Source organism: Aureimonas sp. Leaf324 (assembly GCF_001423245.1).
Classification (GTDB): Bacteria; Pseudomonadota; Alphaproteobacteria; order Rhizobiales; family Rhizobiaceae; genus Aureimonas.
The window spans coordinates 292037-317684 of the sequence record NZ_LMOH01000023.1 but is presented as its reverse complement, the minus strand read 5'-3'; the positions used below and the strand labels follow the sequence as shown (position 1 = coordinate 317684).

24 protein-coding genes are annotated in these 25648 nt (G+C 70.0%); 12 read left to right on the top strand and 12 right to left on the bottom strand.

Annotated features, from left to right (window positions below; translation table 11 throughout):
• Window positions 1–80: 80 nt before the first annotated feature.
• Window positions 81–695, top strand: coding sequence for a hypothetical protein (locus tag ASF65_RS13760; RefSeq protein ID WP_055890316.1), 615 nt, complete (start codon window positions 81–83; stop codon window positions 693–695).
• Window positions 696–704: 9 nt separating this feature from the next.
• Here the strand turns inward: ASF65_RS13760 and ASF65_RS13755 are convergent, their stop codons facing one another.
• Window positions 705–1856 carry a benzoate/H(+) symporter BenE family transporter gene (locus ASF65_RS13755; RefSeq protein ID WP_055890203.1) on the bottom strand — a complete coding sequence of 384 codons (1152 nt, stop codon included), beginning with the start codon at window positions 1854–1856 and terminating at the stop codon, window positions 705–707.
• 94 nt (window positions 1857–1950) lie between these two features.
• A complete protein-coding gene (locus ASF65_RS13750) occupies window positions 1951–2892 on the bottom strand; it encodes a metallophosphoesterase (protein WP_055890202.1) in 942 nt (313 codons plus the stop codon).
• A 45-nt stretch (window positions 2893–2937) separates the two neighbouring features.
• On the opposite strand from ASF65_RS13750, the gene ASF65_RS13745 reads away from it, so the two are divergent.
• The gene (locus ASF65_RS13745) at window positions 2938–3402 is read left to right on the top strand and encodes an NUDIX domain-containing protein (protein ID WP_055890200.1); all 465 of its coding nucleotides are present in this window, start codon (window positions 2938–2940) and stop codon (window positions 3400–3402) included.
• A 1-nt stretch (window position 3403) separates the two neighbouring features.
• On the opposite strand, the gene ASF65_RS13740 is transcribed toward ASF65_RS13745, so the two are convergent.
• A complete protein-coding gene (locus tag ASF65_RS13740; RefSeq protein ID WP_055890314.1) occupies window positions 3404–4390 on the bottom strand; it encodes a glutathione S-transferase family protein in 987 nt (328 codons plus the stop codon).
• A gap of 238 nt (window positions 4391–4628) precedes the next feature.
• Here ASF65_RS13740 and ASF65_RS13735 point away from each other — a divergent pair, with 238 nt between their 5' ends.
• Window positions 4629–5141, top strand: coding sequence for an N-acetyltransferase (locus ASF65_RS13735; protein WP_055890198.1), 513 nt, complete (start codon window positions 4629–4631; stop codon window positions 5139–5141).
• On the opposite strand, the gene ASF65_RS13730 is transcribed toward ASF65_RS13735, so the two are convergent.
• The 5 genes from ASF65_RS13730 to ASF65_RS13710 form a co-directional block, all read right to left on the bottom strand.
• A complete protein-coding gene (locus tag ASF65_RS13730; protein ID WP_055890196.1) occupies window positions 5138–6154 on the bottom strand; it encodes a patatin-like phospholipase family protein in 1017 nt (338 codons plus the stop codon). The genes ASF65_RS13735 and ASF65_RS13730 overlap by 4 nt on opposite strands.
• A 150-nt stretch (window positions 6155–6304) precedes the next feature.
• On the bottom strand, window positions 6305–8380 hold the full coding sequence (locus ASF65_RS13725) for a hypothetical protein (RefSeq protein WP_055890195.1): 2076 nt from the start codon (window positions 8378–8380) through the stop codon (window positions 6305–6307).
• A 4-nt stretch (window positions 8381–8384) separates the two neighbouring features.
• The gene (locus ASF65_RS13720) at window positions 8385–11243 is read right to left on the bottom strand and encodes a DUF4159 domain-containing protein (protein ID WP_055890193.1); all 2859 of its coding nucleotides are present in this window, start codon (window positions 11241–11243) and stop codon (window positions 8385–8387) included.
• A complete protein-coding gene (locus ASF65_RS13715; RefSeq protein WP_055890191.1) occupies window positions 11243–12157 on the bottom strand; it encodes a DUF58 domain-containing protein in 915 nt (304 codons plus the stop codon). Before ASF65_RS13715 ends, ASF65_RS13720 begins: the two co-directional genes overlap by 1 nt.
• A 4-nt stretch (window positions 12158–12161) precedes the next feature.
• A complete protein-coding gene (locus tag ASF65_RS13710) occupies window positions 12162–13172 on the bottom strand; it encodes a MoxR family ATPase (protein WP_055890190.1) in 1011 nt (336 codons plus the stop codon).
• Between the two features lie 183 nt (window positions 13173–13355).
• Between ASF65_RS13710 and ASF65_RS13705 the strand changes: the two genes are divergently transcribed.
• Genes ASF65_RS13705 through ASF65_RS13695 form a run of 3 tightly spaced genes read left to right on the top strand, consistent with a single transcriptional unit; the run spans window position 13356 to window position 15779 of the window.
• A complete protein-coding gene (locus tag ASF65_RS13705; protein WP_055890188.1) occupies window positions 13356–13931 on the top strand; it encodes a DUF1285 domain-containing protein in 576 nt (191 codons plus the stop codon).
• Window positions 13924–14550 (top strand): CoA pyrophosphatase, encoded by a 627-nt coding sequence (locus tag ASF65_RS13700; RefSeq protein ID WP_055890187.1) that lies wholly within the window; start codon window positions 13924–13926, stop codon window positions 14548–14550. The genes ASF65_RS13705 and ASF65_RS13700 overlap by 8 nt, the downstream gene beginning before the upstream one ends.
• Entirely contained in the window at window positions 14547–15779 is a 1233-nt protein-coding gene (locus tag ASF65_RS13695) for a CCA tRNA nucleotidyltransferase (protein WP_055890185.1), read from the top strand. The genes ASF65_RS13700 and ASF65_RS13695 overlap by 4 nt, the downstream gene beginning before the upstream one ends.
• A 79-nt stretch (window positions 15780–15858) precedes the next feature.
• Here the strand turns inward: ASF65_RS13695 and ASF65_RS13690 are convergent, their stop codons facing one another.
• Both ASF65_RS13690 and hemF read right to left on the bottom strand, forming a co-directional pair.
• Window positions 15859–16038, bottom strand: a complete 180-nt coding sequence (locus ASF65_RS13690; protein ID WP_055890183.1) for a DUF1059 domain-containing protein — start codon at window positions 16036–16038, stop codon at window positions 15859–15861.
• A gap of 284 nt (window positions 16039–16322) precedes the next feature.
• Complete coding sequence (hemF, locus tag ASF65_RS13685) at window positions 16323–17234, bottom strand: oxygen-dependent coproporphyrinogen oxidase (RefSeq protein ID WP_055890181.1); 912 nt, start codon at window positions 17232–17234, stop codon at window positions 16323–16325.
• A gap of 191 nt (window positions 17235–17425) precedes the next feature.
• Between hemF and ASF65_RS13680 the strand changes: the two genes are divergently transcribed.
• Window positions 17426–17674 (top strand): hypothetical protein, encoded by a 249-nt coding sequence (locus tag ASF65_RS13680; protein ID WP_055890180.1) that lies wholly within the window; start codon window positions 17426–17428, stop codon window positions 17672–17674.
• Window positions 17675–17828: 154 nt separating this feature from the next.
• Here ASF65_RS13680 and ASF65_RS22100 read toward each other — a convergent pair whose 3' ends face one another.
• Window positions 17829–18077 carry an NUDIX domain-containing protein gene (locus tag ASF65_RS22100; RefSeq protein ID WP_244486664.1) on the bottom strand — a complete coding sequence of 83 codons (249 nt, stop codon included), beginning with the start codon at window positions 18075–18077 and terminating at the stop codon, window positions 17829–17831.
• Window positions 18074–18541 (bottom strand): tRNA (cytidine(34)-2'-O)-methyltransferase, encoded by a 468-nt coding sequence (locus ASF65_RS13670; protein WP_055890178.1) that lies wholly within the window; start codon window positions 18539–18541, stop codon window positions 18074–18076. Before ASF65_RS13670 ends, ASF65_RS22100 begins: the two co-directional genes overlap by 4 nt.
• 142 nt (window positions 18542–18683) lie before the next feature.
• On the opposite strand from ASF65_RS13670, the gene ASF65_RS13665 reads away from it, so the two are divergent.
• The 5 genes from ASF65_RS13665 (at window position 18684) to ASF65_RS13645 (ending at window position 25537) form a co-directional block, all read left to right on the top strand.
• Window positions 18684–20576: an ABC transporter ATP-binding protein gene (locus tag ASF65_RS13665; RefSeq protein WP_055890176.1), complete on the top strand. Its 1893-nt coding sequence runs from the start codon at window positions 18684–18686 to the stop codon at window positions 20574–20576.
• Window positions 20573–22453, top strand: coding sequence for an ABC transporter ATP-binding protein (locus tag ASF65_RS13660; protein WP_055890173.1), 1881 nt, complete (start codon window positions 20573–20575; stop codon window positions 22451–22453). The genes ASF65_RS13665 and ASF65_RS13660 overlap by 4 nt, the downstream gene beginning before the upstream one ends.
• 207 nt (window positions 22454–22660) lie before the next feature.
• Window positions 22661–23221, top strand: a complete 561-nt coding sequence (gene petA / locus ASF65_RS13655; protein WP_055890171.1) for a ubiquinol-cytochrome c reductase iron-sulfur subunit — start codon at window positions 22661–22663, stop codon at window positions 23219–23221.
• A 19-nt stretch (window positions 23222–23240) separates the two neighbouring features.
• Entirely contained in the window at window positions 23241–24539 is a 1299-nt protein-coding gene (locus ASF65_RS13650) for a cytochrome b N-terminal domain-containing protein (protein ID WP_055890169.1), read from the top strand.
• A gap of 23 nt (window positions 24540–24562) precedes the next feature.
• Entirely contained in the window at window positions 24563–25537 is a 975-nt protein-coding gene (locus ASF65_RS13645; protein ID WP_055890313.1) for a cytochrome c1, read from the top strand.
• The last annotated feature ends 111 nt before the right edge of the window (window positions 25538–25648 follow it).

The following is a 25648-nucleotide window of genomic DNA, read 5'->3' as shown; positions in this document are numbered from 1 at the left end:
TTCACGAAAGCCAGCGGCGGTACGCATGACAACCGTACGGCGGGCCATGACGGCCCGCCGCGCGAGGTCGAGGTGGCATGATGATGGAGTCCCGAGGCGCCCTGTCGGTGACGAGCGGAACCAAGCGTTTGGCCGAAGCCGTGCGCGCGGCCAAGATCGCCTCCTCGCAGCGGACCGACATCGTGGTCGACATTCGCGAGGCGGACCGCGCTCGCCTCGAGATCTTCGCCGAAGAACTGCAGCCGATCATCGACGCCGTCCCGGCCGACGACGACCTTTTCGACTTCACGCTCTCCGGCGGCCCGCAGCCCCGCTACTGGGTCGACGGCACGGCGCAGGTCCTGATGGCGCGCGACCGGCGCACCTACCGCTTCGTGCGCGACACGCGCCTCGGCCGCATCACGCTCGCCGAATCAGGCGAGAGCCGCGTCATCGTCGACAAGGTGACCGAATACGTCGCCGAGCGGATGGTGGAGCGCGACCGTGCGCTTGCCGCATCCGACGGCATCGGCCTTCGGCCCGCCGAGCGACCGGCCACGCTGGCGGCCGTCTCCTCGCTCGAGCCGATTCGCCTCGCCCCACGTCCGCGCTCGACCGATTTCGTGATCGCCCTGTCCTGGCTGATGATCGGCATCGTCGTCGGCGCCGGTATCCTGATGGCGATTGCCGCCTACCGCGGCGCGCCGATCGTCTGACGGAACGCGTCAGCCCCGCCGCCGGACGGCCACAAGCACGACGCCTCCGACCACGAGGCCCCAGAACGGGGCGCTGATCCCGAGGAACGGCACGCCCGACGCCGTCACGACGAAGCACAGGATCGCCGCCTCGCGGTCCCGCGTCTCGCCGACCATCCCCCCGAGCGCGCCGGTAAAGGCGCCGATCAGGGCGACGCCGGCGACCGTCTGGACCAGCGCCGGAGACTGCGCGGCGAACGCCGTGGCCCAGCCGGCGGTGAGGCCGAAGGCGATGTAGGCGAGCCCTGAGACGATCCCCGCCCACCACCGACGAGCCCGGTCCGGTCCGGCCTCGTCGCCCGCGCAGATCGCCGCGGTGATTGCGGCAAGGTTCACCGCATGGCCGCCGAACGGGGCGCAGAGGAGGCTCGCGATGCCCGTCGCCGTGAAGAGCGGCGCGGGCTCGGCGGCAAAGCCGTTGACCCGCAGGATCGCGAGACCCGGAATGTTCTGCGAGGCCATGGTGATCAGGAAGAGGGGCAGGCCGAGCCCGACCAGCGCGGCCGGCGACCAGTCCGGCAGGACGAGCACGGGAGAGGGGATCACCGCCGCCGCGCCCTCCGGGCTGCTGTGGGCAAGGAAGATCAGGAAAAAGGTCGCAACCGCCGCCGCCGGCACCGCGAGGACCCGGCTCCAGCGCCCGACGAGAAACCAGATCGCGATGACCGCGAGCGCTTCGAGCGGGATGGATGCCACCGCCTTGACCGGCGCGAGGCACAAGGGGAGCAGGATGCCCGCCAGCATCGCGTTGGCGAGCGACAGCGGGATGCTGGAGATCGCCCGGCCGACGGGCTTCACGAGGCCTGCCAGCACCACCAGTGCTCCCGCCAGCAAAAAGGCGGCGACCGCCGCCCCGAAGCCCGCGGCGGGAACGCCGGCTCCTGCGAGAAGCGCGGCGCCCGGCGTCGACCAGGCGACCGAGATCGGCATCTTCATCCGCCATGAGACGAGGATGCCGCAGACGCCCATCGCGACCGACAGGGCCATGATGCCGGACGCGGCCTCCTCCGGCGAGGCGCCGACCCCCACCAGCCCCTGCAGCACCACGGAAAAGGAACTGGCGAAGCCGACGAAGGCCGCAAGCAGCCCCGCCGAGAGGGCGGGCAACGGGGGAGGGCGCATCGGGCGGGCCTCGATCGGCGAACGGCGATCCGAGCGCCTTACGCGGCAGTGTCCATCCCTGGCAAGCGGTTCCTCGGCTGCATCCGCCCGCAGATCAGGCGGCGACGCCGGGCTCGGCGTCGGTCGTGGTGCCATCGATGAGGAGGCGGCGCTCGCGGATCCAGTCGATGCCGCCGCCATCGGCCCGGAAACCGCGCTCGCGCTGGACGAGCGACCAGTCGCCCGGTCCGCCGTCGATCTCGAAGAGGCTGTAGCGCGCCGCCGGCTTCGATCCGCCGGCGCTCTGGCTCGCCGAAGGGATGCCGGCGACGGGCACGCGCTCGCCGCCGGGGCCCGTCAGCCAGTAGAGCGTGTCGAGGTGCGTATGGCCGTGGAGCACCAGTTCGGCGCCGACGTCGTGGATCACCTTGGAGAAATACTGCTTGCCGATCAAGCGCTTCGACCAGGCGGCTGCGCCGGCGATCGGCGGGTGGTGGATCATCACCACGCGGAACAGGCCGCGGGCCTTGGCCTCGTCGAGAAGGCGGGCGGTGGCGAGCGCCTGCCCCCGCTTGAAGGTGCCGGTGGCGAAGAACGGCGCCGTGGCCTCGGCGCTCGACGTGCCGATGATCGCGACCTGGCCGCGCACGCGCATGTAGGGGTAGCGCCGGTGGTGGGGCGTCTTGCCGCCGTCGCCGACGAGATAGGGGTGCCAGGCCTCGTAGACCCGCTTCAGCGCGCCCGGCACGTAGGCATCGTGATTGCCCGGCACGACCGAGACCCAGGCGGGGTCTCCGAGGTCCTCCAGCCACACCCGCGCGCCGGCGATCTCGGTCCGCGTGGCGAGGTTGACGAGGTCGCCGGTCACCGCCACGTGGCTCGGCGAGTGGGCCTTGAGGTCGGCGACGAGCTTCAGGAGCGTGTCGCCGAACATCGCGCGCTTCCGGTTGCGCTGCCAGTTGATGTAGCCGGTGATGCGCTTGGACGCGAGCTCGCGATAGGACAGTTCCGGCAGCGGGCCGAGGTGGATGTCGGACAGATGAGCGAGACGAAACATGGGCGATGAACTAGCCGGACCGGACGCGATGGGAAGGGGGCGGCGATGACGCCTTGGATTTCCCGCCCGCTCGGCCGCCTGCTGCACGTCTGGGGACTGCTGACGCGCTCGATGACGCTGGGCGCGCGCATCGTCGCGCTGGACGGCGAGGGCCGCGTCTTTCTCGTGCGCCACGGCTACCGCGAGGGCTGGTACATGCCGGGCGGGGCGGTGGACCCCGGCGAGACGGCGCTCGAGGCCGTGGTGCGGGAGGCGCTCGAGGAGGGCAACCTCGTTTGCGAGGAGACCCCGAAGCTGGTCTCCATCCACTACAACCGCCGCGCGGGGCGGGACCATGTCCTCGTCTACCGCTGCGACCGCGTCCGGCAGACCGAGCCGCGCCGGCGCGACTGGGAGATCGCCGAGAGCGGCTTCTTCGCGCTCGACGCCCTGCCCGACGGCACGACGCCGGCAACGCGCCGGCGCCTTGCCGAAGTCCTCGACGGCGTTCCGCCGACGCAGGACTGGTAGGTCACGCCGCCGGCAGCCGCTCGCGCCCGTGCGGCCGGTCGAGGTCGAGGTCGGGGCCGAGCGGCACGATCCGCGTCGGGTTCACCATGTCGTGGCTCTCGTAGTAGTGATGCTTGATGTGGTGGAAGTCGACGGTCTCGCGCACGCCTGGGTGCTGATAGAGCTCCAGCAGGTAGCCCTGCAGGTTGGGATAGTCGGCGATCCGGCGCAGGTTGCACTTGAAGTGCCCGACATAGACGGGATCGAAGCGGATGAGCGTGGTGAACAGGCGCCAGTCGGCTTCGGTGATCCGGTCGCCCGTCAGGTAGCGCTGACGCGACAGGCGGTTCTCCAGCCGGTCGAGCGTCTCGAAGAGGGCGTGGAACGGCGTCTCGTAGGCCTCCTGCGTCGTCGCGAAGCCGCATTTGTAGACGCCGTTGTTGACCGCCTCGTAGACCTCCTCGTTGGTCGCGTCGATCGCGTCCCGAAGATCGTCCGGGCAGACATCGACCGACGCGTCGCCGAACGCGTCGAAGGAAGCGTTGAATATGCGCAGGATCTCGGCGGATTCGTTGTTGACGATGGTGCCGTCCTTCTTGTCCCACAGGACGGGCACGGTAACGCGCCCGGAGAAGTTCGGGTCCGCCTTCAGATAGACCTCGTAGAGGCGCTGGGCGCCGTTGACCGTGTCGGGAATGCAGCCTTGCCGGTCGGAGAAGGTCCAGCCCTCCGTCCCCATGAACCAGTCGACCACCGAGAGCGAGACGACGTCCTCCAGCTTCTTCAGCTTGCGCAGGATCAGCGTCCGATGCGCCCAGGGGCAGGCGAGCGAGACGTAGAGGTGATAGCGCCCGGCCTCGGCCGGCACGGCGTCCTGCCCGTCGGGGCCCGGCTCGCCGTTCGGCGTCACCCAGCGTCGGAACGAGGTTCTCGTCCGCTGGAAGCTGCCACCCGACGCCTTGGTGTCGTACCACTTGTCCTGCCACTTGCCGTCGACCAGAAGGCCCATCTGCATCACCCATCCTGAAAGCCGCGCTCGGCGAGAGGCATGACCCTCGACGCGGCACCGATGCGGTGATATGGAGCGTGCCGGCCGATCGACAGGCCTGACTTCCGCGGGTTTTCCATGCAGCGACGACGACGCCAGGAGGCGGCACGAGCCGCCACGTACCACGCCGCCGGCGCCTGACCCGATCGTGCGGTCGGGCGGGGCGGAGCGACTGCGTCTCCCTCGTCAGGACCCGACCATGCTGTCTCTCGTCCAGGATCTCGACCTGCGCTTTGGCGCGGAACTCGCCGAACACGCCGATGCCATCGAGGACATCGCCGCCGAAGCGTTCGGCCCCGGCCGCTTCACGCGGGCCGCCGAGCGCGTGCGCGAACGCTCGCCCCACGACCCCGCCCTGTCGCTGGTCGCCGTTCTCGGGTCGGAGATCGTCGGATCGGTGCGGCAAACGCGCGTGGCCGTGGGCGGCGTGCCGGTCCTGATGCTTGGGCCGCTGGCCGTGCGGCCGCGCTTCAAGAAACGCGGCATCGGCCGCACGCTGCTGGCTCTCGCGGCGGACACGGCGCGTCTTGCCGGCGAGCGCGCGATCTTCCTGGTCGGCGACCGCGCCTACTACACGCCGCTCGGCTACCGGCCGCTGCCCATCGGTTCCATCGTCATGCCGGGACCCGTCGACGAGGCGCGGATCCTCGGTCTCGATCTCGTCCCCGGGGCCTGGCAGGGGGTTGCCGGTCTGGTCGAGCCGCGCCGCTAGACCAGCGCCTCGACCTTCGTCGGCAGCGACGTCCGGCGGCCGAGATCGTCGCGGTGCCGCTCCAGCCAGAGATCGGTGGCCTTGCGGCCGAGATCGCGCAGATGCACGAGTTCCGACCAGCGCGTGTCGAGCTTGCCCACGGCCCCGCGCCGCGTCAGTTCCTCGCCGGCGGAAATCATGTGGAGCCGCAGCGCCGCGATCTGGCGCAGCACCGGGTTCTCCAGATCCTCGTCGCGCACGAGGCGTTTCACCTCGGTGAGCATGCGCAGGTCGCGCATCAGCGACGTGTTGAAGGTGATTTCGTTGACGCGGGCGATGATCTCGTCGGCCGTATCGGGCACGCCCGGCCGCACGAAGGGCGTCACCTGCACGATCAGGAGGTCCGACGTGCCGTGATCCTGCGTGAAGAGCGGCGTCAGCATCGGGTTGCCGAGATAGCCGCCGTCCCAGTAGTGCCGCCCGTCGATCTCGACGGCGCGAAAGACGTCCGGCAGGCAGGCCGAGGCGAGGAGGGCGTCGGCGGTCAGTTCCCCGCCGGTGAAGACGCGCACGCTGCCGGCTTCCACGTCGGTCGCCGATACGAAGGTCGGAATGTCCGTCTGCCGTTGCAGGAGATCGAGGTCGATCGCGTCCTCGACGACCCGACGCAGCGGATTGCCGCCCGGCCGCGGGGTGCTGTAGGGCGAGGCGAACTGCGAGAGCGAGCGCATCTGTTCGATCGCCCGGTGCACCATCGAGCGCGGAAACGGGAAGAAGGGAAAGCTGTTCTCCACAACCCCGAGCGGCGAGCGCGCCGCGACGGTCTCCCAAAGTCGGTGTAGCGCGTCGCGCGCGCCCTTGCGGCCGCCTCCGGCGATCCCGGCCGAAAGGCTCGCCGCGTTCAGCGCGCCGGCGCTGGTCCCACTGACGGCCGCGATCTCGATCGTGTCGTCGTCGAGGAGGCGGTCGAGCACGCCCCAGGTGAAAGCGCCGTGCGCGCCGCCGCCCTGCAGTGCGAGAGAGATGCGGGCCATGGTCCTACGCCTTCCATCCACTCCTCCCGTTGATCACTGCCGCACGAGGGGACGCGGTGTCCAGCCTCATGCTGCAGCTGCGAAATAGGGAGCCGATGCGCAGATCGTAACCCCTCGACGGCGGGAAACCGTCCGCCGGCGTCGCTGACGTCAGCGACCTTCGCGATACCACGTGGCGGAAAGCGCCAGCAGGAGCACGGCAAGACCGAGGAAGCCCGCAAACAGCGGCGTCCGGTCGACACCGCGCAGGACGCTTTCCTCCGTGGTCTTCAGCCCGATCCAGTCGCGCCCGTCCGCGTCCGCCCGGCCAGACACCGGCACGATGCGCGGCACCGACACGCCGCCGGTGGCTTCCGCGAGACGCCGCGTCGAGCCGCGCGTCGCATCGGCGATCGGCTGCAGCTTCTGCGTGGTCGAGATCGCCTCGCGATATTCACGCGGGTTCACCGGCCCGACATTGGCGAGCGCCCGGAGATCGCCGTTGGCCACCTGATAGAGGCCGAGTTCGTCGGCGTTCAGCGTCCCCCGCCACTCGCCGGCTGCGCCTTGCGTCAACGGCAGCTGCAACGCCCGCCCGGATGGCGTGACGACCGTCGCCGGCCCCGGATCGTCGCCGATCGTGTGGCGCGTCACCGTCAGGTCGGTGCCGAGCGCCTCGGCGTCGAGCGCCTCCTCCTCGAGCTGCGGCTCCTTCATCAGCCAATGGGCGAGGCGGCGGAACAGCGGCACATGCGGGCCGCCGCCCTCGAAGCCGCGCGACCATAGCCAGCCCTGATCGGACAGGAGGAGCGCGACGCGGCCCTCGCCGGCGCGGTCAAGGACAAGGAGCGGCTTGCCGTCCGGGCCGGTCATCACGGTCTCGCCGCGCGTCTCACCGACGTCGATTGAACGGAACCACGGGCTCCAGTCGGGGGGCGTCGCGCCGGCGCCCGGCAGGTCGCGCGTGACCGGGTGCTTGCGCCCCAGTTCCGAGAGGGTCGGCCGGAAGGCGCGCTGGTCGACCTCGCCGGTCGGCAGCGCCGGCAGGATCGCGCTCAGCGGCGAGTTGGCGACGGAATCGGGCCCCGCATATTCCGGGCCGGAGGCGATGAGCATGGCGCCGCCGTTCTGCACGTACTGGGCGATGTAGTCGTAGTAGAGCGTTGGCAGCACGCCGCGCCGCTGGTAGCGGTCGAAGATGATGAGGTCGAAGTCCTCGATCTTCTCGACGAAGAGTTCGCGCGTCGGAAAGGCGATCAGCGACAACTCGTTGATCGGCGTACCGTCCTGCTTCTCCGGCGGGCGGAGGATGGTGAAGTGGACAAGGTCGACCGCCGCGTCCGACTTCAGGAGATTGCGCCACGTCCGCTCGCCGGCGTGCGGCTCGCCCGAGACGAGAAGCACGCGCAGGTTCTCGCGGATCCCGTCGATCACCGCGATGGCGCGGTTGTTGACCGGCGTGATCTCGCGGGTCTCTCGCGCCGCCGACAGCTCCACGATGTTCTTGCCGGCGCGCGGCAGGGTGATCTGGACGTTCGTGTCCTGCCCCGGCACGGCGTTGCGCCGCTCGACGAGGTCGCCATTCAGGAAGACCTGCACCTCGACTGGGTTGGTCGAAGCCCCTTCGCCCTCCTCGACGACGCGGAACGTCAGCGTCTGCGGCTGGTCTACGAGCGCGAAGCGGGGCGCGGTCACGAGGTCGAGCCGCCGGTCGAACTCGTTCGGGCGGCCGGTGACGAGGGCGTGCACGGGCGCGTCGAAGCCGAGCGCGCCGGCGTTCTCGGGAATGTCGTGGACCTGCCCGTCGGTCACCATGATCGCGCCTCCGACGCGGGCGGGCGACACGTCGCGAAGGCCGTCGCGCAGCGCCCCGAAGAGCGCCGTCGTCGCATCGCCCTCGCCGCCCGAGCGCGCATCGATCGTGCGCACCTCGAACTGCGGGAAGGCGGCAAGGTTGCGGCGGATTTCTTCCACCGCGGCATCGGTCTGTGCCGTGCGCTCGCCGATCGTCTGGCTCTGGCTGCGATCGACGACGACGGCGACGACGCTCTTCAGCGGGTCGCGCTCCTCGCGAAGGATCACGGGATTGAGGAGCGCCAGCACCAGGGCGGCGAGCGCGAGGCTGCGCACCACGGCGCCGCGCATCCGAGCGGCGAGCAGCGCCAGCGCGAGAAGCACCGCCGGCACGGCGAGGATCGCGATGACGGTCCAGGGGAAGAAGGGCGAGACGTCGATCGACCAGGTCATGGCGTCACTGCCCCAAGCGTTCGAGAAGCGCGGGCACGTGCACCTGGTCGGCCTTGTAGTTGCCGGTCAGCACGTACATCACGATGTTGACCCCCGCCCGGTAGGCGTATTCGCGCTGCGACGGATCGGCGTTGTCGGTCGGGAAGACGAAGAGCCCGTTGCCGTCCACCGCCCAGGCGCTGGCGAAATCGTTCGACGTGATCATGATCGAGGACACGCCGTCGCCCGCGTTGGCCGGCCGCGCCTCGGCATCGGCCGAGCGCACGAGGGACTCGACCCAGAGGTCCGATCCCGTGTGCCGTCCGGGGAAGCTGTCCATGATGTAGAAGGCCTTGGTCAGCACGTGGTCGGCCGGCACCGGCTCGAGGGGCGGGATGTCGAGGTCGGCCAGGATGTCGCGCAGCCGGCGCTGCCCGGCCGAGACCGTCGTCCCCGAGAGGTCGCGCATCGCGTCGCCCTCGACGTCGAAGAGCACCGTTCCGCCCTGCTTCATGTAGGCGTCGACACGACTGATCGCCTGCTGGCTCGGCATCGGCACGCTCGCGTGGATCGGCCAGTAGAGGATCGGGTAGAAGGACAACTCGTCCGTCGCGATGTCGACCGGCATCGGCTTGCCCGGCTCGAGCGCGGTCTTCGAGGCGATGTATTGCGACAGGCCGTCGAGCCCCTGCCGCGAGATTTCGTCCGTCGCGGCGTCCCCGGTCTCGACATAGGCGAGGTGCGTCGTTTCCGTCGCCTCGATCGCTCGCGCGGCGTCGATGCCCTCCAGCCCCTGCGTCGCCGTGGCAGCGGGGGAGGGCGTGTCCTGCGCCAGCGCATGGCCCGGATGTCCGCCCGCGACGGCGGCGAGGCCGAGCGCCACGGCCAGCGCGGCGGGCGCCGCGCGGCGGCCGACACTGCGCCGCAGGCGCGCGAAGCCGCCGTGCAGCCAGAGGAGCGCCAGCGCGTCGAGCGCGAAGAGCGCCACGGCGCCGGCAAAGAGCCAGGGCGTCAGGTCGGTCGCGCCCGCCGTGCCGTAGGCGCGGGCGGCGATGGGCGCGCCGAGATCGAGCGCGGGAAGGGGGCGGAGCACGGCGTCGGTTCCCAGGAGATTGAGCGCGCGATAGCCCTCGGCCGTGCCGTAGAGACCCGGCAGGTTCTGAAGGCTCGGCACGGTCGGCGTGCCGGCCGCCAGGACGAGCGGCCGGATTTCCGGGCCGGGCTGGACGAGACGGGCGGTGCCGTCCATGACGCGGTAGGGGGGCAGGCTGGTCTCGGCCGTGCCACCGTCGGTGCCGACCGCCCCACGCGACAGCGACACGATCCGCCGGAGCATGTCGACGAAGGCGCCGGAGATCGGCAGGTTCGACCAGGTGGCTTCCGCGGTCGTGTGGAACAGGACGATCGTCCCCGCGCCGCGCGGCGCGGCGGTCACGATGGGCGTTCCGTCGGCCAGACTCGCCCAGGTGCGGTCGTTGAGGTCCGCCGCCGGCTCGGCGAGGATCTGCCGCGACACGGTGACGTCGGCGGGCACGGTGATGCCGGCGAACGGGCTGCCCTCGGCGATCGGCGCGACGCGCTGCGGCTCGGACCACGAGAGGGCGCCGCCCAGCTGGCGCTCGCCCCCGCGCAGCCGCACCGGCACCAGCGTGTCCTCGGCGGTCGAGGCGGCCAGCCGCGGGCCGGCGAAGCGAACCAGCGTGCCGCCTTTCTCCAGGAAGCCGTTCAGCGCCTCAGTCGCCGCCTCCGGCAGGACGCCGATGTCGGCGAGCACGATCACGGAGGGGCGCTGCTCGACGAGCGCGGGAATGGCGGTGCCGAGATCGGCGCTGCCGGCCCGCACGAGATCGGCGAAGGGCTCGAGGGCTCTCGTGATGTAGTAGAGCGGCGAGAGGAGCGGCTGCGCGAGGTCGGCCGCCTCGCCGGAGACCAGCGCCACGCGGCGGCGCTGGAAGCTGTCGTCGACGAGGCGCACGGTGGCCGCGTCGTTGAGGCCTTCGCGCTCGATGCGCGCGACGTCGTTGCGCAGCTCGACCGGGATGGCGAAGCGCGCCTCGGCCGTCGTCGCGCCGGCGGCGAAGGCGAGCGGCGCGCGGCCGATCTCGCGCTCCTGCGCGTCGAGCGCGCGAAGCTGGTAGGTCGCCGGTCCCGCCTCGCCCTCGGGGCGGACGGCCTCGACCACGAGCGCGTCCGTCGCGTTCTCGGCGCGAGTGAGCCCCGCGAGCGTGCCGACCGGCGGGGCGTAGAGGATTGCCTGCGAGGGGGAGAGGGCGCGGAGCGTCTCGGCCGCCGCCTCCATGCCGCCGCCGTCGAGCCCGTCGCTGAGATAGGCGAGGCTGGCGCCGCCCTGGCCGCCGAGCACGGCGGAGAGGCGCGTCGCGGCTGCCGCACGGTCGGGCGCGATCGGACGCGGCTCGGCGGCCSCCAGCCGCTCCAGCGCCGTTGCCGCTTCCACCGGCGCCGGGTCGTTGCCCGCGTCCTCCGCGGTGAGGACCAGCGACACCGGCCGTCCGGCCTCACCCGCCTCGCGGATCAGGTCTTCCGCCGCGTCTCGCCGATCGTCCCAGTCGCGCGCGCTCGCCCAGCCGTTGTCGAGCATCACGACCACCGGGCCGTTGCCCGACAGGGCGCTTTCGCGCGGGTTGAGGATCGGCGCGGCCAGCGCGAGGATGACAAGCGCCGCCAGCAGCAGCCGCAGGAGCGTCAGCCACCAGGGGCTGCGCGCCGGCGTTTCCTCGCGGCGCAGGACGCGCTCGAGAATGCGCAGCGGCGGAAAGGTCTCTGTCTGCGGACGCGGCGGGGTGAGGCGCAGCAGCCACCAGATCGCCGGCAGAGCGAGAAGCCCGGCGAGCACCAGCGGCGCGCCGAAGGACAAGGCTCCCATCAGGCGCGCGCCTTCATGCTTTGCGGCTGGCCGCTGAGATGGCCGTGCACCGCGACGAGCGGTTCGGACGCCAGGCGGTCGGTCGCGTGGAAGACGTGGCTCCAGCCAAGCCGCCGGCAATGCTCGCCGAGAACCTGCCGCCGTGCCTCGAACGCGTCGCGATAGAGGTCGCGCAAGGTTTCGGCGCGCCCGGCCGTGAGCTTGGCGCCGGTCTCGGGGTCGTGGAATTCGGTGCGGCCGGAATAGGGAAAGGCGACTTCGGCGGGATCGGCGACCTGCACCATGTGGCCACGCACGCCCTGCTTGGCGAGACGATCGATCCGCTCGACGAGGTCTTCGATCGGGTCGAGGAAATCGCCGACGAGGACGATCTCGGAAAAGCGCTTCAGCCGATCCGTCGCGGGAAAGCCGCCGGCCGGACGATTGGTCTGGAGGGCGGCCGCGATGCGCTCGGCGGCGTTGCGGGCCGAGACCGGCGCCATCACGCCGGTATAGCCGATCCGCTCGCCCGAGCGCGCCAGGAGTTCGGCGAGCGCCAGAACGAGGACGAGCGCGCGGCTCTCCTTGGACACGAGGCCGGTGCCGCTTTGGTAGAGCATCGACGGGGAGGGATCGGCCCAGAGCCAGACGGTCTGCGCCGCCTCCCACTCGCGGTCGCGAAGATAGACGTTGTCGTCGCGCGCGGAGCGGCGCCAGTCGATGCGCGACACTTGCTCGCCGTCGACGAAGGGGCGGAACTGCCAGAAGTTCTCGCCCGTGCCGCGCCGCCGCCGGCCGTGCCAGCCGGTCGCGACGGAGGCCGAGACGCGGCGCGCCTCGACGAGGAGGTCCGGCAGGAGCGCCGCGCGCTGGCGGGCGCGGTGCAGCGCCTCGCCACCGGCAACAGCGTCGGTGATGCGCCCGATGGCCGCCATCCGGTCAGCCGGCCTGCCGGGCCAGACGGGCGATCACCTCGCGCACGCCGATGCCTTCGGCTCGCGCGGCGAAGTTCAGCGCCATGCGGTGCTGGAGGATCGGCTCCGCGAGCGCTCGAACGTCGTCGATCGACGGGGCAAGCCGCCTCTCATAGAGCGCGCGGGCGCGAACGCAGGTCATCATCGCCTGGCTGGCGCGCGGGCCGGGACCCCAGGCGACATGCGTGTCGGCCTCCGACGACCCCTGGCCGGGACGCGCCGAGCGCACGAGCGACAGAATCGCCTCGACGACGCTCTCGGGCACCGGCATGCGGCGCACCAGCATCTGGATCTCGCGCAGGCGCTCGGCCGTCATCACGGCGACGGCCTTGTCCTCGGCAACGCCTGTGGTCGCGAGGAGGATGCGGCGCTCGGCCTCGATCGAGGGGTAGTGCACGTCGACCTGGCAAAGGAAGCGGTCGAGCTGGGCTTCGGGCAAGGGATAGGTGCCCTCCTGCTCCAGCGGGTTCTGGGTCGCCAGCACGTGGAAGGGCGCGGGCAGGTCGTGCCGCTCGCCGGCCACCGTCACGTGGTACTCCTGCATCGACTGCAGAAGCGCGGACTGCGTGCGCGGGCTGGCGCGGTTGATCTCGTCGGCCATCAGGAGCTGTGCGAAAACCGGGCCGCGCACGAAGCGGAAGGAGCGGCGGCCGCCCTCGTCCTGGTCCATGACCTCGGTGCCGACGATGTCGGAGGGCATCAGATCGGGCGTGAACTGGACGCGGCGCGCGTTCAGGCCGAGCACGGTCCCGAGCGTTTCCACGAGCTTGGTCTTGGCAAGGCCCGGCACGCCGACGAGCAGCGCGTGGCCGCCGGCGAGGATCGCCACCAGCGTCTGCTCGACGACGCTTTCCTGGCCGAAGATCACGCGGGCGACGGATTCGCGCGCCCTCGCGATGTCGGCCAGCGCGCGTTCGGCCTCGGCCACCATGGCATGCGCGTCGAGGGTCGGCTCCGTGTTGGCGCGTATCGTCATCCTGCGGGGCCCTTCGATGAGTCGTGTCGGAACGGCCGACGACGGGGAGAAGCCGCATAGAATCGAGGCGGCGGTCGTCTGGCAAGCGCTGGGATGCGCGACTATTTGGTGACGGCCAAGCCCGGCCAAAATAAGACGGGGAGCCGCCCACCGCGGAGCGGCAGCCCGTGAGGACGTTGCATCATGCCTCAGTCAGAGGACACAAGTTCGGCACCGGTCTCGCTGGAGGCGCTGGTGTCGCGCGCCGAGCGCGCCGGCCGCTCCGCTCCGCCGGTCGAGGCGTGGAATCCGCCCCATTGCGGCACGATCGACATGGCGATCGACGAGAACGGCGGCTGGTCCTACCAAGGCTCCCCGATTGACCGCCCGGCGCTCGCCCGGCTCTTCTCCAGCGTCCTGCGGCGCGAGGCGGACGGCTCGTTCGTTCTGGTGACGCCGGCCGAGAAGCTGACGATCCGCGTGGCCGACGCGCCGTTCGTGGCGGTCGAGATGAGCGACGAGGCGGGCCGCTTACGTTTCCGTACCAACATGGGCGACGTCGTCGAGGCCGACGATGCGCACCCCTTGCGCTTCGAGGATGCGGCGGACGACGCGTTCCGACCGTATCTGCGCGTGCGCGGTGGGCTGGAAGCGCGGCTGACGCGCGCGCTGGCCTTCGACCTCGCCCAGCGGATCGAAGAGCGCGGCGGCGAGGCCGGCATCGCGTCCGGCTCCAGCTGGTTTCCCGTCCCGCTCGCGCCCTCGGCCCTCGATGCTTGAGACGCGCTTCGACGCCGCCGACCTTCGGGCGCGCCTGTCGGCCCGCGGCCTGGAGGCCCTGGAGCACGATACCGGCGACCACGTTCTCAACCCGGACTGGGAGCAGCTGTCCGACGGCGTGAACGCCCGCGAGGCGGCGGTGCTGGTGCCCGTGGTCGACCGGCTGGGCGCAGCGGGCGTGATCCTGACGACGCGCGCCGCGCATTTGCGCAAGCATTCCGGCCAGATCGCCTTTCCCGGCGGCTCGGTGGACCCTGCCGACGCTTCGATCGAGGCGGCGGCGCTGCGCGAGGCGGACGAGGAGATCGGGCTTGACCCCGGACTGGTCGAGGTGATCGGCCGCCTGCCACGCTACCGCACGACGACGGGGTTCCGCATCACGCCGGTGGTCGGGATCGTCGATCCCGGCTTCGTGCCCCGGCCGGATCCTTCGGAGGTCGCCGACGCGTTCGAGGTGCCGCTCGGCTTCCTGATGGATGCGGCGAACCACGCCAAGGGTAGTCGGGTCTGGCAGGGCAAGCCGCGATACTTCTACACGATGCCGTTCGGGGATCGGTATATCTGGGGCGTGACGGCGGGCATCCTGCGCACGCTGTATGAAAGGCTCTACGCATCATGACGCGCATCGAGGCGGATTGGCTCCGCGACCCCGCCCTCCAGACCATCCTCGCCTGCCTGTCGGCGGGCGGCGATGAGGCGCGGGTGGTGGGCGGGGCGATCCGCAACACGCTGATGGGCCGCCCGATCAGCGACGTCGACGTCGCCACGACGACGCTGCCGGCCGAGACCATCGCCCGCGTCGAGGCGGCAGGTCTCAAGGCGGTGCCGACCGGCGTCGAGCACGGCACGGTGACGGTGGTGGCGCAAGGGCGGCCCTTCGAGGTGACGACGCTGCGCCGCGACGTCGAGACCGACGGGCGACACGCCAAGGTCCTGTTTGGGCGCGACTGGGCCGAGGATGCCGCCCGGCGCGACTTTTCGATCAACGCCCTCTACTGCGACGCCGACGGCGAGATCTACGATTTCGTCGGCGGCTTGGCCGACATCGAGAGCGGCACGCTCCGGTTCATCGGCGAGGCCAGCCAGCGGATCGAGGAGGATTATCTCCGCATCCTGCGCTTCTTCCGCTTCTTCGCCTGGTACGGACGGGGTCGGCCGGACGGCGACGGCCTGCGCGCCTCTTCTCGTCTGAAAGAGGGGCTCGATCGCCTGTCGTCCGAGCGCGTCTGGGGCGAATTGCGAAAGCTCCTGGCCGCGCCCGATCCGGCTCGTGCGCTTCTGTGGATGCGGCAGGCCGGCGTCCTCAGCCGCGTGCTGCCGGAATCGGAAAAGTGGGGCATCGACGCGATCCACGGCCTCGTCGAGACCGAGGCGCTCTACGGCTGGGCGCCCGACCCTATCCGCCGCCTCGAGGCGATCGTGCCGCCTGACGCGGCGCGGCTGCGCGACATGGCTGTCCGGCTGCGACTGTCCAACGCCGATCGCGACCGGCTCGTCGCCTGGGCGATGAGCGAGGCGCCGCCCGCCGAGAGCGATGCCGCCTTCCGCGCCCGCCTTTATCTCGGCGATCGCGGGGCGCTCGCCGATCGGCTGGCGCTGGCGCTCAGCTCCGAGCGCATGGCCGCGGCGAACGATCCCGACCGGCTGGCCGGCGTGGCGCATCTGGCGGCGCGGTACGAGGCCGCCACGTCGTTCGAGCCGCCGGCCTTTCCGCTGACGGGGCATGATCTTGCGGCCGCGGGCGTCGTATCCGGTCCCGAGATCGGGCGCGCGCTCGACCGCCTGAAGCGCGCCTTTGCGGAAAGCGGCTTCGTGCTGGGGCGCGACGCCCTGTTGAAGCTGGTCTGACCTTCTAAAAAAGCGCGGCTCCATCCAACGATGAAGCCGCGCCCGGACTGCTCCCGTCAGCGCCTTTCGGTCGGTCGCGTCAGTGCTTGACGCTCTCGTGCATGCCGTCGCGAATCGCGTCCATCAAACGCTGGGTGATCGTGTCGACGCCCAGCTGCTTGGCCTGCATCACGGCGCGACGCATCACCTCCGCCTGCGAATCGGCGCGGATGACGCGCTCGCAGCCGGGAATGACGCCGTGGCAATTGAGTTCATACATTACAGTCCTCCCTGGTCGATCCTTCGGCCGCGCGGATGCGCGTGCCGCCTGCCCTTCGAAACCATGCGGTCGGAATGCACGTCTGTTCGCGGATGTCCTCGGTCCTGCGAGCACCCGGCCGTCGCTTGTGACGGGCGGGGTACACGGACCATATCAGGCGCGATCGCGTTGTGAACAGGACGTTGTTGGCAAGTTAACCAATTCTTGTCCGCACTCGGGAACTAGCGCGAAAAACACTGTCGGCGAGGGATGCAAAGCCCGAAATTCATCGCCGGTCCGCTCGATCAGGGCCACTTCACGAGCGGGGGCAGGGAGGACAGGATCGAGGCGACGTTGCCGCCCGTCTTCAGCCCGAACAGCGTGCCGCGGTCGTAGAGAAGGTTGTACTCGACATAGCGTCCGCGCCGCACGAGCTGCTCCTCGCGCTGCTCTTCCGTCCACGGCGTGCCGGCGTTCTGGCGCACGAGATGCGGGTAGACGACGAGGAACGCCTTGCCGACGTCGCGCGTGAAGGCGAAGTCGGCGTCCCAGCCTCCGGCCTCGTCCGGCGAATGCAGCCAGTCGTAGAAGATGCCGCCGACGCCGCGGGGCTCCTTGCGATGCGGCAGATAGAAGTACTCGTCGCACCACGTCTTGTAGCGCTCGTAGCTCGCGACGCCCGCGTGCCGGTCGCAGACGAACTGCAGCGCCTTGTGGAAGGCGCGCGTGTCGGGATCCTCGGCGGTGCGGCGCGCGTCCAGCATCGGGGTGAGGTCGGCGCCGCCGCCGAACCATTGCCCGGTGGTGACCACCATGCGCGTGTTCATGTGCACGGCCGGCACGTTCGGGTTGCGCGTGTGGGCGATCAGCGAGATGCCCGAGGCCCAGAAGCTGCGGTCGCTGCCAGCGCCCGGGATCTGCGCGGCGAAGTCCTCCGACAGCTCGCCATAGACGGTCGAGGTGTGGATGCCGGCCTTCTCGAAGACGCGCCCGTTCTGCAGCATCGACATGGTGCCGCCGCCGCCGTTCTCGCCGCGCGTCCAGGGCGTGCGCTCGAAGCGCCCGGCCGGCAGCGTCTCGTCGGAGCCGAACTCGTCCTCCAGTGCCTCGAAGGCCTGGCAGAGCCGGTCGCGCAACGCCTCGAACCAGGCCTTCGCCTCGTCCTTCTTGGCGTCGAGGTTCTCCGGCAGGCCCTGCGGCAGTTCGGGACGTTCCATGGCGCGCGACGATCCTTCCGACCCGGCCGGAATCGATGAGGCCGGGCTTGCCTGCCTTGGCTAGCAGTTGCGCAAGCGTTTCGGAAGCGATCCGTTCGGGGGCGGCGCGCCGATCCGACTCGAATTCGCGTGGCCGGAGGCCTATATTCGATCGGGACAGGAGCCCGCCGAAACAGGAGCGCGACGGTTCGATGGCCCCGCTTCCCCCACCCCCGCTCGATGGCCTGCGCCGGCAGTTGCGCGCACGGCGGCAAGAGGCTCCGCGCGACAGCTTCGTGCGCGAGACCTTCACGCTGCCGCGCCCGGAGGCCCGCTCCAAGGCGCGCGAGTGGTTCGTGCGCTATCCCAAGGCCGCCTACTGGACGCAGGTCGAAAGCTGGCGCCTCCTGCCGGGCGACGAGGTCGAGTTCACGATGCGCCGTCTTCCGAGCGCCGACTGATCCGCGCTCTGAGGTGGGGCAGGGCGCCCCGCGTCGGCGCGGTCAGCGGCTCGGGCAGGGCGTCGAGCGCGAACCAGCCGAGCCCGTCGTGCTTCTCCGGCTCCTGGATCGACGGCTCGCCCGCCGCATCCTCCACGACATAGACCGGCGCGAATCAGTGATGACCGGCGTCGCGGTCGATCTGGTCGACGACGCAGAGGAGGTCGTCGGCCGCGATCCGCAGCCCGGTTTCCTCGAGGACCTCGCGCGCGGCGGCATCGGCCGCGGTCTCGAACAGATCCACCTTGCCGCCCGGCAGGCCCCAGGCGCCGGCCTCCGGGGCACCCCGGCGCCGGATGAGAAGAAGCCGGTCGTTGCGAAGGATCGCGGCGCCCGTGCCGACCCGTGGTTCGTCGAAGATCATGGCGTTCCCTGCCAACGCAACTGCCGCAAGGCTTCGCCGGCGACCATCGCCGCGCTGACGGCGAGGTTGAGGGAGCGCGCCCCCGCCTCCATTGGGATCGTCGCGCGGATGTCGGCGAGATCGTGGACCGCGTCGGGGACGCCGGCGCTCTCGCGGCCGAAGAGGAGCACGTCGTCCGGCCGGAAGGCGACGTCGCAATAGGCCGTGTCCGCCTTCGTCGTCAGGAGGACGATCCGGCGGCCCGCCGCGCGCCGGGCCGCATCGAAGGCCGCAAAATCGACGTGGCGGGTGAGCCGGGCCATCGCGAGATAGTCCATGCCCGCCCGCTTCAACGCCCGGTCCGACAGGTCGAACCCGGCCGGCTCCACGATCTCGACATCGAGGCCGAGGCAGGCGCCGAGGCGCAGGATCGTCCCGGCATTGCCGGCGATGTCGGGCTGGTAGAGGGCGATGGACAACTGCATCGCCTCCAGATAGCCAAGCCGCGCGCCGCTGGAAACGCTCCGTTTCGTGAAATTGCAGTGAACCTGCCTATATGCTGGCGACACTTGAGACGAACCGGGCGTTGTGCGTGTCGCTGGCCCGATGCGCCGGACGGAAATGCCCATGTTCGCCACCTTCGAAAAGCTCGTCGACCCGTTTCCCGCGGGCCCGGCCAAGAGCCCGCCCGCCACGTTCTGGCCGTTCGTCTGGCACTATGCGAGGCCGGTGCGCTGGCTGCTCGTCGGCATGGCCGTCCTGTCGGGCGCGATCGCGGTGATCGAGGTCTCGCTCTTCGGCTTCCTCGGCTCGATCGTCGACTGGCTCTCGGCCGCCAATCCCGACACGTTCCTCGCCGACGAGGGCTGGCGTCTTGCCGCGATGGCGGCGGTGATCCTCGTCGTCCTGCCGGGGCTGGCGCTCTTCGAATCGCTAATCTCGTTCCAGGCGCTCTTCGGCAACCTGCCGATGCGCTTCCGCTGGACGGCGCACAACTGGCTCCTCGACCAGTCGCTCGGCTTCTTCCAGGACGAGTTCGCCGGCCGAGTCTCGACCAAGCTGATGCAGACCGCGCTCGCCGTGCGCGAGACGATCATGAAATCCATCGACGTGTTTCTCTACGTCGCGGTCTACTTCACCGGCATCATCGTGCTGCTTGCCGCCGCCGACTGGCGGCTGATGCTGCCCTTCGTCGGCTGGCTCGTGCTCTACGTCGTGATGCTGCGCCACTTCATTCCGCGCCTAGGAGCCGTCGCCGAGCGGCAGGCCGATGCGCGCGCCGAGATGACCGGCCGCATCGTCGACGCCTATGCCAATATCGGCACCGTGAAGCTCTTCGCGCACACCCCGCGCGAGGTGACCTACGCCAAGGACGCGATGCGGCTGTTCCTGAAACCCGTCTACGGGCAGGGGCGCCTCATCACCCAGTTCTTCGTCTGCCTCCTGTTCCTGAACTCGCTGCTTCTGTTCGGCGTCGGCGCGATGGGCATCGGCCTCTGGGTCAATGGGCTCGTCTCCGTCGGGTCGGTCGCGGTCGGCATCGGTCTCGTGCTGCGCCTGCACGGCATGGCGCAGTGGATCATGTGGGAGGTCTCGGCCCTCTTCGAGAACGTCGGCACCATCCGCGACGGCATCGCGACCTTCACGCAGCCCATCGCCCTGACGGATGCGCCGGGTGCCGGAGCGCTGGCGGTGACCGAGGGCGAGGTGCGCTTCGACAAGGTGTCCTTCGCCTACGCCTCGGCCAAGCCCCATCGCGCGGCCGGTCCCGTGGTCGGGGACTTCGACCTCACCATCCGCCCCGGCGAGAAGATCGGGCTCGTCGGGCGCTCGGGCGCCGGCAAGTCGACGCTCCTCAACCTTCTCCTGCGGTTCTACGACGTCCAGTCCGGCCGCATCCTGATCGACGGTCAGGACATCGCGGGCGTCACCCAGAACTCGCTGCGCGCCGAGATCGGCATGGTGACGCAGGACACCTCGCTGCTTCATCGCACGATCCGCGAGAACATCCTCTACGGCCGCCCCGATGCCACCGACGAGGACGTCCGCCATGCGCTGCGGCGCGCCGAGGCCCTGGACTTCGTGGAGGCGCTGGCCGATCGCGAGGGCCGCCGCGGTCTCGACGCCGAGGTCGGCGAGCGCGGCGTCAAGCTATCGGGCGGCCAACGCCAGCGCATCGCGATCGCCCGCGTGATGCTGAAGGACGCGCCGATCCTGCTTCTCGACGAGGCGACCTCGGCGCTCGATTCCGAGGTCGAGGCGGCGATCGCGGAGAACCTCTATCGCCTGATGGAGGGCAAGACGGTGATCGCGGTCGCCCATCGCCTGTCCACCATCGCCGCCCTCGACCGCCTCGTGGTGCTGGACAAGGGGCGCATTCTCGAAGAGGGCAGCCACGCCGAACTCATCGAGCGGGGCGGGCTCTACGCCGATCTCTGGCGTCGGCAGGTCGGCGGCTTCCTCGATGCCGGCGACGACCAGCCCCGGCCGGCCGCCGCCGGCGTGCGCGCGGCCGAATGATCGGCGGGCTCCTGCGCCGCTTCGAGCGCGTCATCGATCCCTATGGCGACATCGAGCCGGAGGGCGCGGAGCCCCGCCGCGTCGGCGCGCTGCCGCCGCTGCCACGAGAGACCAACCGGTTCATCTGGCATTTCGCGCGCGAGGCACGCGGACCGTTTCTGGCGCTTCTCGTCACCGGTGGGCTGACCGGCGGCGTCGACGCTTTCCTCTATGCGGCGGTCGGCTGGGTCGTCGATGCGCTCGGCTCGTCGTCGCCGGCGACGCTTCTCGCCGACCATTTCTGGCTCCTCGTGACCCTCGCCGTCACGACGCTTCTCCTGCGCACGTTCGTCCTCTTCGCCGCCTCGCTCCTCGAGCAGCAGGTCATCGTCCCCTCGCTCTACAACCGCATCCGCTGGCAGTCCTACCGGCGGCTGATGGACCAGTCCTACACTTTCTTCCAGAACGACTTCGCGGGGCGCGTCGCCCAGAAGGTGCAGCAGGTCGGCGAGGCGACGGGCGACTTCATCGTCACGACGCTCCAGACCTTCTGGAGCTTCGTCACCTTCACGCTGCTTGCCGTCGCCATCCTCGGCGCGATGGACCCGTGGATGGGCCTCGTCCTCTTCCTGTGGGCGATCGGCTACGGCTGGATCGTGCGGGACCTCCTGCCGCGCATCCGTCGTGCCGGCCGCGAAAGCGCCGAGGCGCGCTCGATGATGTCGGGCCGCATCGTCGACAGCTTCACCAACATCCTCGCGGTCAAGCTCTTCGATCCCGGCCGGCGGCAGGACGCCTTCGTGCTCGACGGCTTTCGGCGCTTCGTCGAGGCCATCCGCGCGCTGACGCGGGCGATCACCGCGGTGCGCACCGCAGTCGCCGTCCTCAACGGCCTGATGATGACCGCGATCGGCGCGCTGGTGCTGCACTCCTGGATGCAGAACACCGCCTCGACCGGCGACGTTGCGACCGCGCTCGGCCTCATCCTCCGGCTCAACCAGATGAGCGGTTGGATGATGTTCAACATCAATGGCCTCGTCCGCAACTACGGCACGGTGCAGGACGCGGTCGCCACCGTCTCGGCCGCTCCGGCGCTGGTCGACCGCGCGGACGCGCCGGCGCTCCGGGCCGCGGGGGGCGCAGTCGAGTTCCGCGACGTGACCTTCCACTACGGCAAGGGGGCGGGCGTCATCGAGAACTTCTCGCTCGCCATCCGGCCGGGTGAGAAGGTCGGCCTCGTCGGGCGCTCGGGCGCCGGCAAGACGACCCTCGTCAACCTCCTCCTGCGCCTCTACGACGTCGAGCGCGGCACGATCCTTCTCGACGGGCAGGACATCGCCGGCGTGACGCAGACCTCGCTGCGCCGCGAGATCGGCGTCGTCACACAGGACACCTCACTCTTCCACCGCTCGATCCGCGACAACATCGCCTACGGCCGCCCCGACGCCACCGAGGAGGAGATTCTCTCCGCCGCGCGGCGCGCCGATGCGCTCGGCTTCATCCGGACCGTGCGGGACCCGAACGGGCGCGAGGGGCTCGATGCGTTCGTCGGCGAGCGCGGCGTCAAGCTGTCGGGCGGCCAGCGCCAGCGGATCGCCATCGCCCGCGTCTTCCTGAAGAACGCGCCGGTCCTCGTCCTCGACGAGGCGACGTCGGCGCTCGACTCGGAGGTCGAGGCGGCGATCCAAGACAATCTCGCCGGCATGATGGAGGGCAAGACCGTGATCGCGATCGCGCATCGGCTGTCGACCATCGCCCGCCTCGACCGCCTCGTGGTGATCGATGCCGGCCGCATCGTGGAGGAGGGGACCCATGCCGAGCTCGTCCGGCGCGGCGGCCTCTACGCCTCGCTCTGGGCCCGGCAGTCCGGCGGCTTCCTGCCGGCGGCGGCGGAATAGTCGGGTGCGTGTTCTCCGAGCGACATAACCGCCCGAAGCGTCGCCACAGTCTGGACAAGTTCCAAGTGGGCGCTTAGAAATCGCGGCCGAAACGGCTCTAGGGGAGGGCGCGGTCGCTCCGGCGCTCGGTGTGCTCCGCGAGGTCGTGTTGGGACTGAGGCAGGCGCGCCGCAACGGTGCGCCGGCCCTGAAGGAGCGCATTTCTCCGTGAGCGTCGATCACAGCAGCGAACCCACTCGCCGGGACTTTCTCTACATCGCGACGGGGGCGGCCGGCGTCGTCGGTGCCGCCGCGGCGGTCTGGCCCTTCATCGACCAGATGAACCCGGATGCCGCGACGCTGGCGTTGGCGCAGGTGGACGTCGACATCAGCCAGATCGCGGCCGGCCAGTCGATCACCGCTAAATGGCGCGGCAAGCCGATCTTCATCCGGCAGCGCACCCCGACCGAGATCGAGGAAGGCAAGGGCGTCTCGCTGTCCGATCTCAAGGATCCGATCGCGCGCAACGCCAACCTGCCGGCCGATGCGCCGGCGACCGACGTCAATCGCGCCGCCGAGGGTCAGGAGCAGTGGCTCGTGATGGTCGGCGTGTGCACCCATCTCGGCTGCGTCCCGCTCGGACAGTCCGGCGACTACGACGGCTGGTACTGCCCCTGCCACGGCTCGCACTACGACACGGCCGGCCGTGTCCGTAAGGGCCCGGCGCCCGAGAACATGGCGGTGCCGCTGTTCTCCTTCCCCAATCCCACCACCATCCGCATCGGCTGAGGCGAGAGGCACAAAGAACATGAGTGGTCCTTCCTCCTACGTGCCGAACAACGGCGTCATGCGCTGGCTCGACGCCCGCCTGCCGCTGCCCCGGCTCCTCTACGATTCGTTCGTGGCCTTCCCGGTCCCGCGCAACCTGAGCTACGCCTATACGTTCGGCGGCATCCTGGCGCTGTTCCTCGGCATCCAGATCCTGACCGGCGTCGTCCTGGCCATGCACTACGCGGCCAATTCGGGCATCGCGTTCCAGTCCGTCGAGAGCATCGTGCGCGACGTCAACTGGGGCTGGCTGCTGCGCTACATGCACGCCAACGGCGCCTCGTTCTTCTTCATCGCCGTCTACATCCACATCTTCCGCGGCCTCTACTACGGCTCCTACAAGGCGCCGCGCGAGATCATGTGGATCCTCGGCGTCATCATCTTCCTCCTGATGATGGCCACCGCCTTCATGGGCTACGTCCTGCCCTGGGGTCAGATGTCCTTCTGGGGCGCCACGGTCATCACCGGCTTCTTCACCGCCTTCCCCGGCATCGGCGGCCCGATCCAGACGCTGCTTCTCGGCGGCTTCGCCGTCGACAACGCGACGCTGAACCGCTTCTTCGCCCTGCACTACCTCCTGCCGTTCATGATCGCGGGTGTCGTGATCCTGCACATCTGGGCGCTGCATGTCGTGGGTCAGACCAACCCGACCGGCGTCGAGATCAAGTCCCCGAAGGACACCGTGCCGTTCACGCCGCACGCGACCATCAAGGACGGGTTCGCGATGGTCGTGTTCCTCGCGTTCTTCTCCTACTTCGTCTTCTACATGCCGAACTATCTCGGCCATCCCGACAACTACATTCCCGCCAACCCGCTGCAGACGCCGGCCCACATCGTTCCGGAATGGTACTTCCTGCCTTTCTACGCGATGCTGCGCGCCATCACGTTCAACATCGGCCCGATCGATTCCAAGCTCGGCGGCGTCCTGGTGATGTTCGGCTCGATCATCGTCCTGTTCTTCCTGCCCTGGCTCGACACCAGCCGCGTGCGCTCCACCGCCTACCGTCCGATCTACAAGATCTTCTTCTGGATCTTCGCGGTGAACGCGGTGCTGCTCGGCTGGCTCGGCTCGCGCCCGGCGGAAGGCATCTACCCGACGCTCTCGCTGATCGGCACGATCTACTACTTCGCGCACTTCCTCATCGTCCTGCCGGTCCTCGGCTTGGTGGAGACCCCGAAGAAGCTGCCGAATTCGATCACGGAGGCGGTGCTGGCCAAGCGCGGCGCCGCACGCGGGGTGCCGGCCGGCGCCACCGCGTCTCCCGAAACCAAAGGCTGACGAAGCGACCCATGGACCTTGCAATGAGAAAGCTTCTTCCAGCCCTTCTGGTCGCGGGCGTCGTCATGAGCCCGGCTCTCGGCCGGGCACAGGAGCCGGCCGCCCCCGCCGGTCAGATCGTCGGGGACGCGCCGGGTGAGGCGCCCGACGCCACGCGCGGCACCGAGCAGGCGGTCAACGGCGAGCACGGCGGCAGCGCCGGCGCCACCGCCGGCGGCGAGCACGCCACGCCGCACTACCCGCTCAAGAAGCCGGCCGAGCTCTCCTGGACCTTCGCCGGGCCGTTCGGGCACTGGGACCTCGGGCAGCTTCAGCGCGGCCTGAAGGTCTACAAGGAAGTCTGCTCGAACTGCCATTCGATGAACCTCGTGTCGTTCCGCAACTTCTCGGCGCTGGGCTACAGCGACGAGCAGGTCCGGGCGCTCGCGGCCGAGTACCAGATCACCGATCCGGCGCCGAACGCGCAGGGCGAGATGTTCCAGCGTGCGGGCATTCCGTCCGATCGCCTGCCCGCGCCCTATCCGAACCCGGAAGCGGCCGCGGCAGCGCTCGGCGGCGCCCATCCGCCGGATCTGTCGCTGATCGCCAAGGCCCGTTCGGTCGAGCGCGGCTTCCCGCGGTTCCTTCTCGATATCTTCCCGTGGAGCCAGTACGCCGAAGGCGGACCGGACTACATCCACTCGCTGCTGACGGGCTACGAGCAGGCGCCCGCCAACGTCACGATCCAGCCGGGCACATACTACAACCCGCACTTCATCGCGGGCCCCGCGCTCGCGATGGCGCCGCCGCTCAGCGACGGGCAGGTGACCTACGACGACGGCGCCCCGGCGACGCTGGAGCAGTATTCCCGCGACGTGTCGGCCTTCCTGATGTGGACGGCCGAGCCGCACCTCGTCGAGCGCAAGGCGACGGGCTTCGTGGTGATGATCTTCCTGATTGGCTTTGCGATCATGCTCTACCTCGTGAAGCGTCGCGTCTGGGCCGATACGCCTCACTGACGGCTCGACGTCTCCGTGAACGCATTCAAGGGGCCTTCGGGCCCCTTGTCTTTTGGGGATTGCGTTCCACGATGATGACCTCCGGTTGAGGGAACCTTCATCTTTCCCAAG